The sequence below is a fragment of the Curtobacterium poinsettiae genome (genome assembly GCF_047226435.1).
Classification (GTDB): Bacteria; Actinomycetota; Actinomycetes; order Actinomycetales; family Microbacteriaceae; genus Curtobacterium; species Curtobacterium poinsettiae.
On the sequence record NZ_CP178434.1, the window covers coordinates 626249 to 642376 of the forward strand.

Annotated in this window: 13 protein-coding genes; 9 read left to right on the plus strand and 4 right to left on the minus strand. The window is 71.7% G+C overall.

Translation table 11 applies throughout. From position 1 onward, the window contains the following. The first annotated feature begins 95 nt into the window (after positions 1–95). From ACL00U_RS03015 to ACL00U_RS03025, 3 genes are all read left to right on the plus strand, one after another. A complete protein-coding gene (locus ACL00U_RS03015; protein ID WP_412873797.1) occupies positions 96–2279 on the plus strand; it encodes a DEAD/DEAH box helicase in 2184 nt (727 codons plus the stop codon). 211 nt (positions 2280–2490) lie between these two features. After that, a complete protein-coding gene (locus tag ACL00U_RS03020) occupies positions 2491–4524 on the plus strand; it encodes a bifunctional lysylphosphatidylglycerol flippase/synthetase MprF (protein ID WP_412873798.1) in 2034 nt (677 codons plus the stop codon). After that, a complete protein-coding gene (locus ACL00U_RS03025) occupies positions 4521–5801 on the plus strand; it encodes an alpha/beta hydrolase (RefSeq protein WP_412873799.1) in 1281 nt (426 codons plus the stop codon). Before ACL00U_RS03020 ends, ACL00U_RS03025 begins: the two co-directional genes overlap by 4 nt. An 81-nt stretch (positions 5802–5882) precedes the next feature. Here ACL00U_RS03025 and ACL00U_RS03030 read toward each other — a convergent pair whose 3' ends face one another. Together ACL00U_RS03030 and ACL00U_RS03035 are read right to left on the minus strand one after the other, a co-directional pair. Further along, on the minus strand, positions 5883–7355 hold the full coding sequence (locus tag ACL00U_RS03030) for a PepSY-associated TM helix domain-containing protein (RefSeq protein WP_412873800.1): 1473 nt from the start codon (positions 7353–7355) through the stop codon (positions 5883–5885). Between the two features lie 13 nt (positions 7356–7368). After that, positions 7369–7989 (minus strand): DUF5134 domain-containing protein, encoded by a 621-nt coding sequence (locus ACL00U_RS03035; protein WP_056069318.1) that lies wholly within the window; start codon positions 7987–7989, stop codon positions 7369–7371. A 111-nt stretch (positions 7990–8100) separates the two neighbouring features. On the opposite strand from ACL00U_RS03035, the gene ACL00U_RS03040 reads away from it, so the two are divergent. From ACL00U_RS03040 to ACL00U_RS03060, 5 genes are read left to right on the plus strand one after another with little or no spacing between them, the layout of a single operon-like run. Beyond that, positions 8101–8478, plus strand: a complete 378-nt coding sequence (locus tag ACL00U_RS03040; RefSeq protein WP_259551779.1) for a BlaI/MecI/CopY family transcriptional regulator — start codon at positions 8101–8103, stop codon at positions 8476–8478. A gap of 16 nt (positions 8479–8494) precedes the next feature. After that, positions 8495–9307, plus strand: coding sequence for a M56 family metallopeptidase (locus ACL00U_RS03045; protein ID WP_412873801.1), 813 nt, complete (start codon positions 8495–8497; stop codon positions 9305–9307). A gap of 41 nt (positions 9308–9348) precedes the next feature. Continuing rightward, positions 9349–9558 (plus strand): heavy-metal-associated domain-containing protein, encoded by a 210-nt coding sequence (locus tag ACL00U_RS03050; RefSeq protein ID WP_017886224.1) that lies wholly within the window; start codon positions 9349–9351, stop codon positions 9556–9558. After that, complete coding sequence (locus ACL00U_RS03055; protein WP_412873802.1) at positions 9551–11665, plus strand: cytochrome c oxidase assembly protein; 2115 nt, start codon at positions 9551–9553, stop codon at positions 11663–11665. The genes ACL00U_RS03050 and ACL00U_RS03055 overlap by 8 nt, the downstream gene beginning before the upstream one ends. Next, positions 11662–13917 (plus strand): heavy metal translocating P-type ATPase, encoded by a 2256-nt coding sequence (locus tag ACL00U_RS03060; protein WP_412873803.1) that lies wholly within the window; start codon positions 11662–11664, stop codon positions 13915–13917. Before ACL00U_RS03055 ends, ACL00U_RS03060 begins: the two co-directional genes overlap by 4 nt. Before the next feature lie 267 nt (positions 13918–14184). Here ACL00U_RS03060 and ACL00U_RS03065 read toward each other — a convergent pair whose 3' ends face one another. Then, on the minus strand, positions 14185–14694 hold the full coding sequence (locus tag ACL00U_RS03065; protein WP_071251564.1) for a mycothiol transferase: 510 nt from the start codon (positions 14692–14694) through the stop codon (positions 14185–14187). 36 nt (positions 14695–14730) lie between these two features. Further along, the gene (locus ACL00U_RS03070) at positions 14731–15297 is read right to left on the minus strand and encodes a MarR family winged helix-turn-helix transcriptional regulator (RefSeq protein ID WP_201300449.1); all 567 of its coding nucleotides are present in this window, start codon (positions 15295–15297) and stop codon (positions 14731–14733) included. Positions 15298–15505: 208 nt separating this feature from the next. On the opposite strand from ACL00U_RS03070, the gene ACL00U_RS03075 reads away from it, so the two are divergent. Next, positions 15506–16105, plus strand: coding sequence for a hypothetical protein (locus ACL00U_RS03075; RefSeq protein ID WP_017886212.1), 600 nt, complete (start codon positions 15506–15508; stop codon positions 16103–16105). Positions 16106–16128 lie beyond the last annotated feature (23 nt).

Sequence of the window (16128 nt, forward strand, 5' to 3'; positions counted from 1 at the left end):
TCGACTCGCGACGGGATGAACCCCCTCTCCGCAAGCAGCCCCCGCCGATGTCGCTGTCGGGCGCTGCGGTACGTTGCGCACCCGAGAAAGTAGCCATGGCCCCGTACAACAAGGGCGGCGCGGACAACCGCGCCTCCGACCGCGTCCGCCACCCGAACGGCACCCCCGCCGCCCGCAGCAGCAAGCACCGGGGGTTCCGCGCCGCCGACTCGTCGCAGCCGCGTCAGAAGCAGCGCTGGGACGCCGAGGAGCGTCGCGGTCGCGCGTCGCAGGGCGAGCGTCCGGCCCGTCCGAACTGGGAGCCGCGAGACAGCGGCGGCCAGCGGCGCCCCGATCGCGACGACCGTGGTGGTCGCGGCTACAACCGTGATGCTCCCTACTCGCACGGCCGTCCCGACGCTCCGCAAGCTCCGCGTCGCGCCGGAACCGGCTCGCAGGGGCCCAGTGCCCCGCGGCGCTTCGATCGTGACGACCGTGCGCCGCGTCGTGACAACGACGACCGCCCGCGTCGTTCGTTCGACCGTGACGAGCGTGCCCCGCGCAGCTTCAACCGTGACGACCGCGCGCCCCGTCGCGACAACGACGACCGCCCGCGTCGCTCGTTCGATCGCGATGATCGCGCCCCGCGTCGCGACAACGACGACCGTCCCCGTCGCTTCGACCGTGACGAGCGTGCCCCGCGTCGTTTCGACCGTGACGAGCGTGCCCCGCGTCGTGACAACGACGACCGCCCGCGTCGCTCGTTCGATCGCGATGATCGCGCCCCGCGTCGTGACAACGACGACCGTCCCCGTCGCTTCGACCGTAACGAGCGTGCCCCGCGTCGTTTCGACCGTGACGATCGCGCCCCGCGTCGTGACAACGACGACCGCCCGCGTCGTTCGTTCGACCGTGACGAGCGTGCCCCGCGCAGCTTCAACCGCGATGACCGTGCGCCCCGTCGTGACAACGACGACCGTCCGCGTCGTTCGTTCGACCGCGACGACCGCACCCCGCGCCGCTCGTTCGACGAGCCCGAGCGTGGCAAGTTCGTGCCGGCCGACGACGTCAAGCTCGAGAAGCTCCAGGCCGAGGCCACCATCGCGTCCGACGTCGAGGGCGTGACCTTCGGCGACCTCGGCATCGGCGGCAACATCTCCCGGGCCCTGCAGGAGCTCGGCGCCTCGAGCCCGTTCCCGATCCAGGCGGCGACGATCCCCGACGTGCTCGCCGGCAAGGACGTCCTCGGCCGAGGCCGGACCGGTTCCGGCAAGACCATCGCCTTCGGTGCGCCGCTGGTCGAGAAGCTCATGGAGCACGGCGGCGGCACGAAGCGCAAGATGGGCCGCGCCCCGCGTGCGCTCATCCTCGCGCCGACCCGTGAGCTCGCCCTGCAGATCGACCGCACGGTGCAGCCGATCGCCCGCTCGGTCGGCCTGTTCACGACGCAGATCTACGGCGGCGTCCCCTACGGCCGCCAGGAGGGCGCGCTCGAGCGCGGCGTCGACATCATCGTCGGCACCCCCGGCCGTGTGCAGGACCTCATGAACAAGGGGAAGCTCGACCTCAGCGAGGTCATCATCTCCGTGCTCGACGAGGCCGACCACATGTGCGACCTCGGGTTCCTCGAGCCGGTGCAGGAGATCCTCGCAGCCACGGCCGAGGTCACCCCGCAGGGCAACCGCGCACAGAAGCTGCTGTTCAGCGCGACGCTCGACACCCAGGTCGCAGCGCTCGTCGAGCAGTTCCTGCACGAGCCGAGCGTGCACGAGGTCGCGGGTGAGGACCAGGCGTCCTCGACCATCGACCACCGTGTCCTCGTGGTCGAGCAGCGCGAGAAGGACCGTCTGCTCGAGGAACTGGTCGCCGGCGACGGCAAGACCATCGTCTTCGCCCGGACGCGTGCCTACGCCGAGCGTCTGGCCGACCAGTTCGAGGACGCCGGCATCCGCGCGACCTCGCTCCACGGTGACCTGAACCAGTCGCGCCGCACGCGCAACCTGCAGCTGCTCACCAGCGGCCGCGTCAACGTGCTCGTCGCCACCGACGTCGCCGCCCGCGGCATCCACGTCGACGACGTCTCGCTCGTCGTGCAGGCGGACGCCCCGGACGACTACAAGGCGTACATGCACCGCTCCGGCCGCACGGGTCGTGCCGGCAAGGAGGGCACGGTCGTCACGATCGTCCCGCGTGGCCGCATCCGCAAGATCGAGGGCATCCTCGAGCGCGCCGAGATCGAGGCGGACCTGGTGCAGGCCGCACCCGGTGACGGCATCGTGTCGGAGCTCGCCGCGCGCTAGTCGCGACCACACGACGGACGGGAGGCCCGGTACCAGCTGGTACCGGGCCTCCCGTCCGTTACGCGGTGCGACCGACGACCCCGCCGGGTCCGGTCCGCGGCTCGGCCGCGACGTCAGCTGGCGCACGGGTCATCCTCTCGGAGGACAGGGAGCCGCCGCGCTCATGCCGCCGACTGATGACACGGGCGAGCAGGACCGATGCAATGATCACGTGACACCCGCAGCGCTCGTCGGACGACTCCGCCGGTTCCCCGTCTCCGTCTCCGTGGCCGCAGCGACGGCCGTGCTCCTGGTGAGCGCGCGGATCGCTCACGCCGAACCCGACTTCCCGCACCACCCGCCCGTGGCGTGCCTCGCCGTGGTCCTCGTGGTGTTGACGACGGTGCTCGCCGAACGGTCCCTCGGATCCATCCGCACAGTGGTGATCGGCGTGGTGGCGCCGGCGCTCGGCGTCCTCGGAACCCTGCTCACCGTCAGCATCGGGTCAGCGCTCGGCGAGGCGCACGCCGAACTCGCGGTCGGACAGCCGCTCTTCGCCCCGTCGATCGTCGCCGCCGCGTTGCTCGGTGCCGCGTCGGCAGCGATGCCCGCGCAGCACCGGTGGCGCACGCGAGCCGCGCTCTGGACGGTCGTCCTCACGCTCGTGCTCTTCGCCGGCCACGGGTCGGACCTCGCCCGTGCCCTGGCGACCCTGCTCGGCACCGCAGCCGGTTCGTTCGTGGTACGCCGGGCCTCCGGTCCGGACGCGCCGAACGCGCGTGACACGGTCAGCGCACGCACCTGCGTGGTCGCGACGCTCATCGCGCTCGGCGCGGGCACCCTGGTGACCCCTGTCGTGCCGGACCCGGACGGTGTGCTCTCGGTGTTCGCCGACGCCATGAGCGACCGTGCGGTCGTCATCGTCGGGCTGCTCCTGCTGGTGTCCGCCTGGCTCGTGCAGCGTGGCCGGCGCACGGGCATCGTGCTCGCCGTCGGCGTGCTCGTGACGCTGACCGCCGTCCTCGCCGACGTGTTCCTCATCGAACCGATGACCGACGACGCCGTGCAGTGGCGCGGACTCGGGCTGGACGCGATCGAGTGGCAGGTCACGCTGCTCGGCGCCTGGCTCGTGCCGGCGATGGTGCTGCTGACGGTCCTGGCGCTCCGCGGCCGTCTCGTCCGCTCGCGGTTCCGTGCCGCCACCAACGGCCGCGGTGCCCTGGTCGACATGCTGCGCGTCGGCGATGCCGGATCCCTCGGCCACATGGGTACCTGGCGCGGCAACGCCACCTGGACGCACCCGGACGGACGCGGGGCCGTGGCGTACCGGGTCCGCGGGGACGTGGCGCTCACCGTGTCGGACCCGGCGTGCAGCGCGGCGGACCGCGCTGAGGTCGTGTCCGCGTTCACCGCCTTCTGCGACCGGAACGGCTGGGTGCCAGCGTTCACGAGCGTGCACGAACCGGTGCGGCAGATCCTCGCCGCCGAGGGGTGGACCGCGCTGCCCGTGGGGGTCGAGTCGGTGCTCGACGTCGCCACGTTCGACCTGCGCGGCAAGAAGCGGCAGGACCTCCGGACGGCCTCGAACCGGGCCGACCGTGAGGGGGTCCGCGACGAGTGGACGACCTTCGACGCGCTCGCCGACGCACAACGTGCCGAGGTCGAGGCGATCTGCACGCGGTGGGCGACCGACCGGAGGCTGCCGGAGATGGAGTTCACCCTCGGCGGCTTCCACGAGCTCGACGACCCCGACGTCCGACTCATGCTGGCTGTGACGGCCGACGGACACGTCACCGCGGTCACGAGCTGGCTGCCCGTGTACGAGCACGGCGGACTGGCCGGCTACACGCTCGACGTCATGCGCCGTGGCGAGGACGGCATGCCGGGGGTCATGGAGTTCCTCATCGTCCGGACCGCGATCCGGGCACGCGACGCGGGCCTGCGGATGATCAGCCTCTCCGGCACCCCGCTCGCACCCCACGACGGCGCACGGTCCCTCGTGTCCCTCGGATCGGTCCTCGTCGCCCGACTCCTCGAGCCGGTGTACGGGTTCCGGTCGCTCCAGCGCTTCAAGGAGAAGTTCGGCGCTCGGCACGAGGCGCTCTGGATCGTGGTCCCGACGCCGCTGCACGTGCCGCGGGTCGGACGTGCCCTGGCCGGCGCGTACGTCCCAGGCCTCCGGCCGAAGCACCTCTGGGCACTGCGCCAGGCACACCGCTCGACCGTCCGCAAGCCCGCTCCCGCACGGGCGGTGTCGAAGCGGTGAGCCCGGCCGACCGGTTGCTCGCCACCCAGCTGCAGGCTCCGACGCTGCTCGTCCCGCTGGACGTGGCGTTCGCACTGCTCGGCGTCGTCGTCCTGCTCCCCGCGGTCGGCGGCTGGCGATCCCGTGTCGCGTGGCGTCGGGCCGGAGTCCGGGCGGGCGTCGCCGCGGCCACGGCCGTCGTGGTGCTCATCGTCTGCTGGGTCCTCAGCGACCTGGTGAACCTGTTCGGGGTCGCGATGAGTCCCGTGACGCGGCTGTGGTTCGTCGTGGCCGCCGCTGCGCTGGCCTCGGTCGTCGTCGGCCTGGTGCAGGGCGGCCGCTGGCGTCGGGCCCTCGCCGTCCTGCTGCTCCCGACCGCACTGCTGTCGTCCGCCCTCGGCGTGAACGTCGAGTTCGCGATGTACCCGACGCTCCGCACCGTCGTGCAGACGGACCCCTTCCCGGAGCTCGACCTCGCCGCTGCCCCAGCCGCCACGATGCCCACGACCGGCGAGGTCCGCACCGTCGACATCCCCGGTGAGCGATCGGGGTTCCCCGCTCGACCCGCCGTCGTCTACCTCCCGCCCGCCGCCCTGGTCAGGGATCCGGCGCCCCTGCCCGTCGTCCTCGCCTTCTCCGGCCAACCCGGGGCTCCGAGTGACCTGTTCACCGCGGGCCGGATGGGCAGCGCACTCGACGGCTACGCCGCAGCCCACCACGGCCGCGCGCCGATCGTCGTCTCCGTCGACCAGCTCTCCTCGCCCGGCCTGAACACGATGTGCGTCGACTCGGACCTCGGGAACGCAGCCACCTACGTCACCGAGGACGTGCCGCGGTGGCTGACGGCGCACCTCCCCGTGACCCCGGACCGCCGTGCGTGGGGCCTCACCGGCTTCTCGCAGGGGGCGACGTGCGCCATGCAGTTCGCCACCGCGCACCCCGACCGGTTCGGGGCCGTGCTCGCGGTCTCCAGCGAGTTGCAGCCCATCGACCGGAATCCGCAGCACAGCGCCGACCGGGCGTTCGGTGGGTCGGTCAGCGCGTGGAAGGCCGCCGGTCCGATCGCGCAGATGCGGGCGGACGACCTGCACGGGCGCACGTTCTGGTTCACCGCGGGGTCGGCGGACGGGGCGTTCAGCCGCGACGCCCGCGTCCTCGCCGACGCTGCACGGGCAGCGGGCGCGGACACCAGCGTCGGGTTCGCCCCGGGGAGCGGACACGACTGGAACACCGTGCAGTGGTCGTTCCGGACGGACCTGCCCCACCTGGCAGACGTGCTCTCCACAGCGCTCCACTGACGTCGACACGGGATCCGCACCGGGTGACGGTCGTGTCCGGACCCGGTACCGGGCAGGTGCGACCGCTCTGCACGAGCGGTCCTACTCGCCGGGTGCGGCAGGGGTGGGCGGGGCCGAGCGGTTGGTGATGAGGACGTCGATGACGACGAACGCGAGCAGGGTGACACCGAGCGCGGGCAGGAACGCGCCGATGACGATCGCGCCGACCGCGACGAGCCCGGACCCCCACCACGGCGCCCGGTTCAGGGCACCCGCGGCCGGTGCGTTCCCGACACGCTTCCCGGTGGGGCGGCGCTGCCACCACATCACGTAGCCGAAGACGACCATCGCGGCGATCCCGAGCGCCGTGACGAACAGCAGGATCTGGTTCGGCAACCCCCACATCGTGCCCATGTGCGTGTCGATGCCCCACCGGGTGAGTTTGGCGGGGAGGGAGAAGGTGTCGAAGTTCGTCTCGGACACCACGCGCATGTCCCGCGGGTCGATCGCGACGGAGTTCACCGCGGTGGGGTAGGACCGCTTGATCTCCGCGACCGTCCACGCCTGATCCGCCGTCGCCGGCGGGGTGATCTGCAGTTCGGACGCGTGGATGTTCGCAGCCTTCGCAGCGGCCAGGACTCGATTGAACAGCACCGGGGTGACGGTTGCCGGTCCCGCATCGGTCGATGCGGCGGAGCCGCCGTGGTGGGCGGCGTGCTCACCGCCACCAGCCGCCGTGCCGGTGTCGGAGAGGGAGGTGGTCAGTGCGGGTGTGCCCCAGCTGAGAGCGGAGCGGAGCTGGTCGACGTTGCCACCGCCGTACTGGGACCAGGTGATGCCCGTCGCCGACAGGAACAACGCGCCCAGGAGCAGCCACACCCCGGTGGAGGCATGCCAGGAGAAGACCCGCCGGTAGCCGCGGACACCACGTGCGGGGCGGACCAGGTCGCGCTTGGCGCGCGTCTTCCGGATCCGGATCACCCACAGGCCGAGACCGGCGAGGGCGACGACGCCGAGCCACGACGCCGCGGTCTCGCTGTAGAGGCGGCCGACGTCGCCGAGGAACAGCGACCGGTGGAACGTGTCCACCCAGGTGCGGAACGGCAACGCCCCGGAGGTGCCGTACACCAGGAGGTCACCGCGGACCTCGGCGGTGCCGGGATCGACGAACACCGCACGGTTCTGCGAGTCCATCAGCCCAGCCTCGGCGTACATCACCCGCGTCGTGGCACCCGGCGCAGGTGCCGGGCGGACGGCGGCGAGGGTGTCTTCGGGGTGGTGCCGTTGGATGTAGGCCTGCGCGGCGTCGATCTGGTCTGCCAGCGGCTTCGCGGCAGCGGTCGAGGGTGCGGTGAGCTCGTGTCGGTAGATGCCCTGCTCGATCGTCGGACCGAGCGCGTACACGGCGCCGGAGAGCGCGGCGATGAGGATGAACGGTCCGACGAACAGCCCGGCAGAGAAGTGCAGGCGCAGCAACAACGGTCCGAACCAGCCCCGCTGTGGGTTCCGGCGCGGCTGCGCCGTCGACGGCGCGGACGCGGGCGCAGTGGTGTCCCGATCGGCGGTTGCGGTCATGGTGCGGTGTTCCTCAGCTCGTGGGGATGGACGCGAGTGCCATCCCGGCACTCATCAGCAGCAAGAGCACGCCGTCGAGGCGTGCGAGGGGGTGTTGGCGGACACGCGCTGACGCGATCAGCCGCACCAGCATCCAGACGGTCGCGATCGCGAACACGACGACGAGGACCCACGAGACCGGTGTCCATCCCGACCAGGAGGTGTGCATGCTGTGGCCGCTGCCGGTCATGTCCATCTCCGGCATCGACATCGAAGCCCCGCCGGCCATGGGCAGCATCATCACGCCCATGAGGGTCATCGCCGCCATCATCACCACGTGGTAGCCCAGCACCAGTCGCCCGGAGCCGCCGGGTCCGTGGTGCTCGTGGCTGCCGTACCGGCTGCTGCCGAGCGTGAGGACGAGGTAGAACGACGTCGCGAGGCCGAACACGAGGATCTGCAGCGTCGGCGGCGCGAGGGTCATCCCCCAGGCCCACGGCATCGCCAGCATCGCGACGCTCATCAGCACGTGGAAGACGTCACTGACCCGTGCGACACCGCTGCTGCCGGGGCGGAAGGCGAAGCCGAGGTACCCGACTGCCGTCACGGCGAACAGCACCGTGAGGAGGACGGACAGCGGCAGGCTGTGTGACACGAGGGGTGGACCTTTCATCGCGGCGGGTGGCGGCGCCACTCTACAAGTTGTAGAAGCCAGTTTCTACTGTATGTAGAATCGCCGCATGGTCGATGAGTTCGGGGCGCGCGGATGAGTCCGCGTCGTGCGCACGGGTCCCTCGAGTCGGGTGTGCTGCAGCTGCTCTGGGCGCAGGATGCGGCGCACACCGGCCGGCAGGTGCGCGATGCGCTCGCAGTAGAGGTCGGCCCACTGGCCTCCACGACGGTGTTGACCGTCCTCGCCAGGCTGGAGCGGAAGGGGCTCGTCGAGCGGGACCCGGCATCGAAGGCCTACCGGGCGACGAAGGCGGACCCTGCCGAGACCGCTGATTCGATGACGGAGGTGCTCGGTCGGTCGAGTGATCGCACCGCGGTCCTGCAGCGCTTCACCGGTTCGCTCGGTGCGGATGACCTGGACGTGCTGCGTGCTGCCCTCGGCGGAGCCGGCATCGACCGCACGGGCGCGTGACGGGAGGATCGGTGCTGTGATCGCCGTCCTCGGCCTCGTGGCGCTCGCGGTTGTCGTCACCGTGCTGGCTCCGAGCATCCTCACTCGTGGCACCTGGTGGCTGCACCGTCCGCAGGTCGCGCTCCACCTCTGGCTCGGAGCGTTGACGGTCGCCGCGAGCTCGCTGCTGCTGAGCGTGGGGATCGCGTCGGTCGTCGTCGCAACGAATGCGCACGCGCACGGGATCGGCGCTCCCGCCGCCGGCCTCTTCGCCTGGTGCGGGCTCGGCGTCGCCGGTGGTGTCGCCGCGCTCCTCGCCGCGAACGCAGAACCGATCTCGGCCGCGAAGCGCCGCACCGACGTCGCGGTGTCGCTGCTCGTCGCCCGATCCACCGTGCGGACCGAGCACATCGGCGGGCACGAGATCGCGTACCTGCACACGTCGGATCCGATCGCCTGCTCCACCGCTGACGGGCGCGTGCTGATCTCGACCGGAGTCGAGAACGCGATGCCCCCTGCCTGTGTCCGCGCCGTGGTCGAGCACGAACGTGCGCACGTACTCGGACGGCATGACCTCATCGGCCGCGTCGCTGCGCTGAACGCTGCCGCGTTCCCACGACTCCGGACTGCCCGGGAGTTCCGTCGAACGGTCGCGCTGCTGATCGAACTCGTCGCAGACGACACCGCCGCCCGCATCTGCGGACCTGCGACCGTCTGCAATGCACTGACGCTGATGAACCGGATCGACCCGAGCCCGGGCCTCGAGCTCCGCGCCGCACGCCTCGCCGCTTCGCCGGTGAAGAGCTGGCCGCACCGCCGCCACCCGGCCCCGGTCCTGCAATCCCGCTGACCTCGACTCGCATCCCGTTCTACGTTTTGTAGAATGGGTGCATGGAGCGTTTCGAGTACCACGTCGTCGGGATGACCTGCGAGCACTGCGAACGCCGCGTCACCGGCGAACTCGAAGCGATCGCCGGCGTCGAGCTCGTCACTGCGGACGCCGCGACCGGTCTCGTCGTCGTCACCGCACCGGCCCGGCCGGATGCGGCAGCGATCGCCGAAGCCGTCGACGAGGCAGGCTACGAGCTCGCCGGTGCCTGACACCCAGGCCGCTGCCACCCCGGCCACGCGCAACCGGCCGACGACCGTGCCCGCCGTGGGGCGGTCGGGTGTGCTCAGGCGCGCATCGCCGTGGGTGGGCGCCGTCATCGCGGTCGCCATCGTCGTGGTCGCGGTCGCGATGCTCGGTCCTTCCTCGTACGACCGGCTGAGCCGCGGCTACCCGGGCATGCTCACCTCGATGCTCAGCGCCGTGCTCCGCCTCACCGCCGACGTCACCGGCGGCCTCACGACCGGCGGCCTTGCCGCTGCCGTGTTCCTCACGCCGCGCCGGTCACGCACGGTCATCGACAACCACCGCGACCTCGCGATCGTCCGCACCGCCGCCACCGTCTGGCTGGTCGCCGCGGTGCTGCTGGTCCCCGTCGACGCCGCAGACGCGAGCGGGCAGCCGGTGACGAAGCTCCTGACTCCGGGCGCGATCGGCTACCTCGTGCAGGCCAGCTACCTCCCCGGCGCGTGGATCGTCGTCGCCTGCATCGCGGTCGCGATCCTCATCGCTGCGTACCTCGTCCGCAGCTGGGTCAGCACCCTGCTCCTGACCGGCATCGGCGTCATCGGGCTCCTCGCCCCCGTGCTGGTGACGCAGGTGCTCGTCGGCCCGAACCACGACTTCGGTGGGGACGCCGCCATGTTCGCCGCCCCCGCGCTCGGCATCTGGACCGGCGCCACGGCTGCCGGTGCCCGCCGGTGGCGAGTGAGCCGTCCCGGCACCGCCACCATCCGCAGACACCGCATCCTCGCCCTCACCGGCTGGATCACCTGGACGGTCGGGTCGATCATCATCGCCGCAGTCGAACTCGCCGGCACGCCGCCGTGGGAAGCGCCCACCGGCGTGCTCTTCGCCGCCCAGCTGCTCCTCGTCGCCGCGGTGGCCGGACCGATCCTCCTCCGCAGGAGCTGGTTCGCCACCCCGACCGCCCCGGCCGTGCTCCTGGCGGTGCTCCTGGTCGCGGCCGCGATCGGCGTCGTCATGACGCGGATCCCACCGCCGGTGTACTTCGTCCCCACCGACGGACAGCAGCTCTTCCTCGGGTACCAGGTCGACACACCCCTCACCCCGATCACCCTGTGGACCGCCGGCCGGGTGAACATCCTCTTCCTCGTCATCGCGATCGCCGGGATCGCCACGTACGCGGCCGCCGTCATCCGACTCCGGAAGCGCGGAGACCTCTGGTCGAACGGCCGAACCAGCGCCTGGATGCTCGGCTGGGCATCCGTCATCATCACCACCTCGTCCGGGGTCGGCCCGTACTCGTCGGCGTCGTTCGCCGTGCACATGGGCCTGCACATGAGCTTGAACATGCTCGGCCCGCTGCTGCTCGTCCTCGGCGGACCCATCACCCTGTTCCTCCGCGCCACGACCGCGCACCGTCGCGATGCCTTCGCCGGCCCCCACGAGTGGCTCGTCGCGGTGACCCACTCGAAGCTGCTGCGGGTCACGTACAACCCCGTGTACGTCCTGGCGGTGTTCGTGGGCTCGTACTACTGCATCTACCTCACCCCGTTCTTCGACTGGGCGATGCGGTACCACTGGGCGCACCAGGCGATGACCCTGCACTACCTCGCCATCGGGTACGTCTTCTACGCCCTCATCATCGGCGTCGACGCACCGCCCCGTCCGTTGCCGCACATCGGCAAGCTCGGCCTCGTCCTCGCAGCGATGCCCTTCCACGCGTTCTTCGGCGTCGTCGTGATGACCAGCGACACCCTGCTCGCAGGCACGTACTTCCAGTACCTCGACATCCCGTGGATCGGCAGTCTCGCCCACGACCAGTACGTCGCCGGTGGCGTCGCCTGGGCCGCCGGTGAGCTGCCGCTGATCGTCGTGGTGATCGCCCTCGTCACCCAGTGGGCCAAGCAGGACGCTCGACAGGCCAAGCGCATCGACCGGCACGCCGACCGGGGCCTCGACGACGACCACGAGCAGTACAACGCCATGCTCAGCAAGCTCACCACCCGCGACACCACCGCACCTGCACAGCGGGCCGATCCGACACGGTCCACCGGGCCCGGCTCGACGAACGAGCACGAGCGCGCCGACGACCGTCCGGCGCTGACCGTCACCGACCACCGGGAGCAGCCGTGACCACCACCACCCCGTCCCGAACCGACCAGCGAGCCGAGCAGCGGCTCGAACTCGACATCGGCGGGATGACCTGCTCCGCCTGCGCCAACGCGGTCGAACGCAAGCTCGGCAAGCTCGACGGCGTCACTGCGTCCGTGAACTTCGCCACCGAACGCGCCACGGTCGCCGGTCTGGGGATCGCCGATGCCGCGACCGCGATCGCGCAGGTCGAGCGCGCCGGCTACACCGCCGCCGTCCACACCCCGGGCGATGACGCCTGGTCCGCCCGCGCCGCGGAGACCCGCACCACGACGCTCCGCCGCCGCCTCGCCGTCGCGGCACTGCTGGCGATCCCGCTGTGCGACATCACGATCATCCTGGCGCTCGTCCCTGCGTGGCGGTTCCCCGGCTGGCAGGCGCTCTGCGTCCTCCTCGCCGTCCCGATCGTCACCTGGGCTGCGTGGCCGTTCCACAGGGCCACCCTCCGGGGACTGCGGCACCGCAGCACCAGCATGGACACCCTCGTCTCGCTCGGCGTCGTCGTGTCCTTCGGATGGGCGCTCTGGACGCTCCTCGTCGACCCCGCCACCACTCCCGGGTACTGGCTCGGATTCGGGAGGACTCCCGCCGGCGCGGACTCGATCTACCTCGACGTCGCCGCCGGCATGGTCACGTTCCAGCTCGCCGGCCGCTACTTCGAGAGCCGCAGCCGCCGACGTGCCGCCGATGTCCTCGAAGCCATCGGTGACCTCGGCGTCACCGAGGCGCAGGTCGTCACCGACGGCACCGAGCGCACTGTTCCGCTGAGTGCCGTGCGGGTCGGGAACCTCGTCGTCGTCCGCCCCGGCGGCCGCATCCCCGTCGACGGCACCGTCACCGACGGCGCCGCGACGCTCGAAGTGTCCGCGATGACCGGCGAGTCCGTCCCGGTCGAGGCAACGGCCGGGAGCACGGTCATCGGCGGCACCCTCGTCCAGGGTGGTCGGCTCGTCATCCGCGCCGACGCCGTCGGCACCCGCACCCGCCTGGCCCAGATGGCCGCCGTCGCCGACGACGCCCAACGCCGCAAGGCCGCGGTGCAGCGCACCGTCGACCGGGTCACCAGCGTGTTCGTACCCGTCGTGATCGGCATCGCGATCCTCGTCGCCGCCGGCTGGCTCGTCAGCGGCGCGGCTCCCGGCACCGCGATCGCGAACGGTGTCGCCGTCCTCATCATCGCCTGCCCCTGCGCGCTCGGCCTGGCGACGCCGACCGCGCTCATGGTCGGCGTCGGACGCGGGGGCCAGCTCGGCATCCTCATCAAGGGCCCCAGTGCCCTCGAGGCGAGCGGTCGCATCGACACCGTCGTCTTCGACAAGACCGGCACCCTCACCACCGGCCGGATGACCCTCACCGCGGTCGACACCTTCACCACCGACGCCGACACGGCGCTCGCCCTCGCCGGCGCCCTCGAAGCAGCGTCAGAGCACCCCATCGGGGCGGCGATCACCGCCGCAGCCAGCAGCCGGTTCGGCACCCTGGAGCCGGTCGCGGACTTCACCGCGCACGCCGGACTGGGAGCAGCTGGGACCGTCGGTGACCGCGCCTGCGTCATCGGCCGGTCCCAGCTGCTCGAAGCCGCGGGGGTGCGGGTCGGCGACCGGGTCGCCGCGGTCGTCGCGGACCGCGAAGCGTCCGGCGCCACCGTGGTGCTCGTCGCCGTCGACGGCGACGTGGCCGCAGTGCTCACCGTCCGGGACGCGCTCCGTCCCGGCGCGATCGAGGCCGTAGCGCAGCTGCGAGCCCTCGGCCTCCGCACCGTCCTCCTGTCCGGGGACTCCGAGACGACGGCGTCCGCTGTCGGCGGTGAGGTCGGCATCGACGAGGTCATCGCCCGCGTCCTGCCCGACGAGAAAGCCGAACGCATCGCCCAGCTGCAGGCGGCCGGGCACCACGTCGCCATGGTGGGCGACGGTGTCAACGACTCCGCCGCCCTCGCCACCGCAACCCTCGGCGTCGCCGTCGTCGAGGGCACGGACATCGCCCTGAAGGCCGCCGACGTCATCATCGTCCGCGAGGATCTCCGCGCCGTCGTCGACGCAGTGCAGCTCTCCCGCGCGACCCTCCGGACCATCCGCATCAACCTCGTGTGGGCGTTCGGTTACAACATCGCCGCGATCCCGCTCGCCGCGGCCGGGCTGCTCAACCCGCTCATCGCCGCCGCCGCGATGGCGCTGTCCTCGACGCTCGTCGTCTCGAACAGTCTCCGGCTGCGGTCGTACGGGCGGACGTAGTCCGCCCTCGGCGGGAGTGGTGGGGCCGGCGGGTTTCGCTCCGTGCGCCACCACCGCGTTGCGGACCACGATGCCCACGGCGTCGCTCGCGACACGACCACCTGACGGACTGGAGGCCCGTCACCGGCTGGTGAAGGGCCTCCAGTCCGTCGTCGAGCGAGCACAGGACGTCGGGTCGCCGCGGCAGACTCGTCGTCTTCTGCGCACTGGATGCGCGCGACCGAGCACTGGACGCGCGCGAACGCGCTGAGCGCGCGCCCCGCGCGCTCAGCGGTTGAAGAACAGCAGCCCGCGCACGAAGCCGGCCTGGCCGGCGTGCTGCGTGCAGTCGTCGAGGATGCTCACGAGCCGAGCGCCGGCCGTCACGGGCGGGTCCCACGCGTCGTCGACGACCGGGTCGAGGTCGTCCGGGCCGAGCGTGCCGAGGTACGCGACGGTGCGCTCGTGCACCGCTCGCAGGTACCCGGTGAGCAATGCGGCAGAGGCTCGCACCCGGCCGACGTCGTCGCGGGACATGCCGTACCCGAGCGCCTCGGCCGGGAACGGCAGGCCGAACCGGTCGTACCAGCCGTCCGCCGTCCAGACCTGCTCGGAGGCGGCGAGGTCGGCGATCTGCGCGTCCTGGCCGCGGGCGATGTGCCACACGAGCCAGGCCAGGGTGTTCGCCCCGGCTGCCGGTCGTGCTGCGAGCTGGTCTTCGGAGAGCCCGTCGACGGCCCGCTCGACGGTCTCGGGGATGCGGGAGAACGCTTCGGTGAGGAGTTCGGAGGGGGTCATGGCGCTCACGCTACGCGCGGGCCGTGACACCCGCGCTCACACGGTGGACGACCGGTGGTGGCGTTCCAGGGCCGCGGCGAACCCCTCGAAGGCAGCGGCGACGACGGCGCGGTCGGACGGTGCGACGACCTGCTGGAACGCCTGCGAGTAGACGGCGCCGACCTCGCGGGCGACCGCGGTGCCCGACGGCGTGAGGTGCAGGAGCACACTCCGGCGGTCCTCCGGGTTCGGGCGGCGCTCGAGGTGCCCGTGCTTCTCGAGCCGGTCGATGAGCGACGTCATCGCCCCGGTGGTGAGCTCGAGGTACTCGCCGGCCTGCTTCGGGGTCACGCCGTGGCCGCCCGCTGCGTTGAGGAAGAACACGAAGCGGGTGTCCGTGGCGTTCAGTCCGCGGCTCGTGCTCTCGTGGTGCAGAACGCGCGCGTGCTGCATCTGGAGCACGCGGAACGCGGTGAGCAGTCGTGGGAGGTCGGCGTCGGTGCCTGCCGGGTCGGCCGCGGTGACGTCGGGCGACACCGGTGCCGGGGGCGTGCGCGGCGCGATCCTGGCCGCGGGGACGGCGGGTGCGCGCTGGGGGAGGACGACCTGGTCGGTGTCCGTCATGGGGGCTCTTCTCGGGTGCAGGGGTGGAACTTCAGTCAACAAGTAACTCACTCGTCAAGATACCCCCATCAATGGGGGCATCCCGGGTATTGAGAGCTGCTCGACGGCGAAGTAGCTTGATCGTCGTACCACCTCGGCACGTAGCGCGACCAACCACCGCGGGCCCGTCCGAACCACCGATCAGACCTCATCCTCACGGAGTCCAACCATGTCTCGTGTCACGCCTCGTGCTGCCCGCCTCGCCGCCTGGATCGCCATCCCCGCCGCGCTCGTCGCCTCGGGGGTCGTCGTCTCGACGGCCTCGTACGCGGCCTTCTCCTCGACCACCGTCAACCCGACGAACAACTGGACGGCGGGCAGTGTCGCCCTGTCCGACGACGACAACAACACCGCGCTGTTCACGGCGAGCAACCTGAAGCCCGGCTCGACCGGTGCGAACTGCATCACGGTGACCTCGACCGGTTCGCTGCCCTCGGCCGTGAAGCTGTACGGCACGAACGTCACGACCACGAAGGACCTGGCAGCGAACGTCAACCTGACCGTCGAGCAGGGCACCGGCGGTGGCTTCGGCTCCTGCTCCGGCTTCACCCCGGCCGCCACCGGCAGCTCGCTCTACAGCGGCACCGTCGCGGGCTTCGGCGCCGCCTCGACCAACTACGCGACCGGCGTCGGCAGCTGGACCCCGACCGGCACCGCGTCCGAGACGCGCGTCTACCGCGTCACCTACACGGTCTCGAGCACCGCGCCGAACACCGTGCAGGGCGGCACCGCAGCCCTCGGCTTCACCTGGGAGGCCCAGAACAGCTGAGTCGGGGCCGGGGCCGAACCCGC

Bases quoted from the DNA above. Each gene is read 5' to 3' on its own strand.
- ACL00U_RS03015 (WP_412873797.1), top strand. From the start codon at position 96: ATGGCCCCGTACAACAAGGGCGGCGCGGACAACCGCGCCTCCGACCGC.
- ACL00U_RS03030 (WP_412873800.1), bottom strand. From the start codon at position 7,355: ATGACCGCAACCGCCGATCGGGACACCACTGCGCCCGCGTCCGCGCCG.
- ACL00U_RS03040 (WP_259551779.1), top strand. From the start codon at position 8,101: ATGAGTCCGCGTCGTGCGCACGGGTCCCTCGAGTCGGGTGTGCTGCAG.
- ACL00U_RS03050 (WP_017886224.1), top strand. From the start codon at position 9,349: ATGGAGCGTTTCGAGTACCACGTCGTCGGGATGACCTGCGAGCACTGC.
- ACL00U_RS03065 (WP_071251564.1), bottom strand. From the start codon at position 14,694: ATGACCCCCTCCGAACTCCTCACCGAAGCGTTCTCCCGCATCCCCGAG.
- ACL00U_RS03070 (WP_201300449.1), bottom strand. From the start codon at position 15,297: ATGACGGACACCGACCAGGTCGTCCTCCCCCAGCGCGCACCCGCCGTC.
- ACL00U_RS03075 (WP_017886212.1), top strand. From the start codon at position 15,506: ATGTCTCGTGTCACGCCTCGTGCTGCCCGCCTCGCCGCCTGGATCGCC.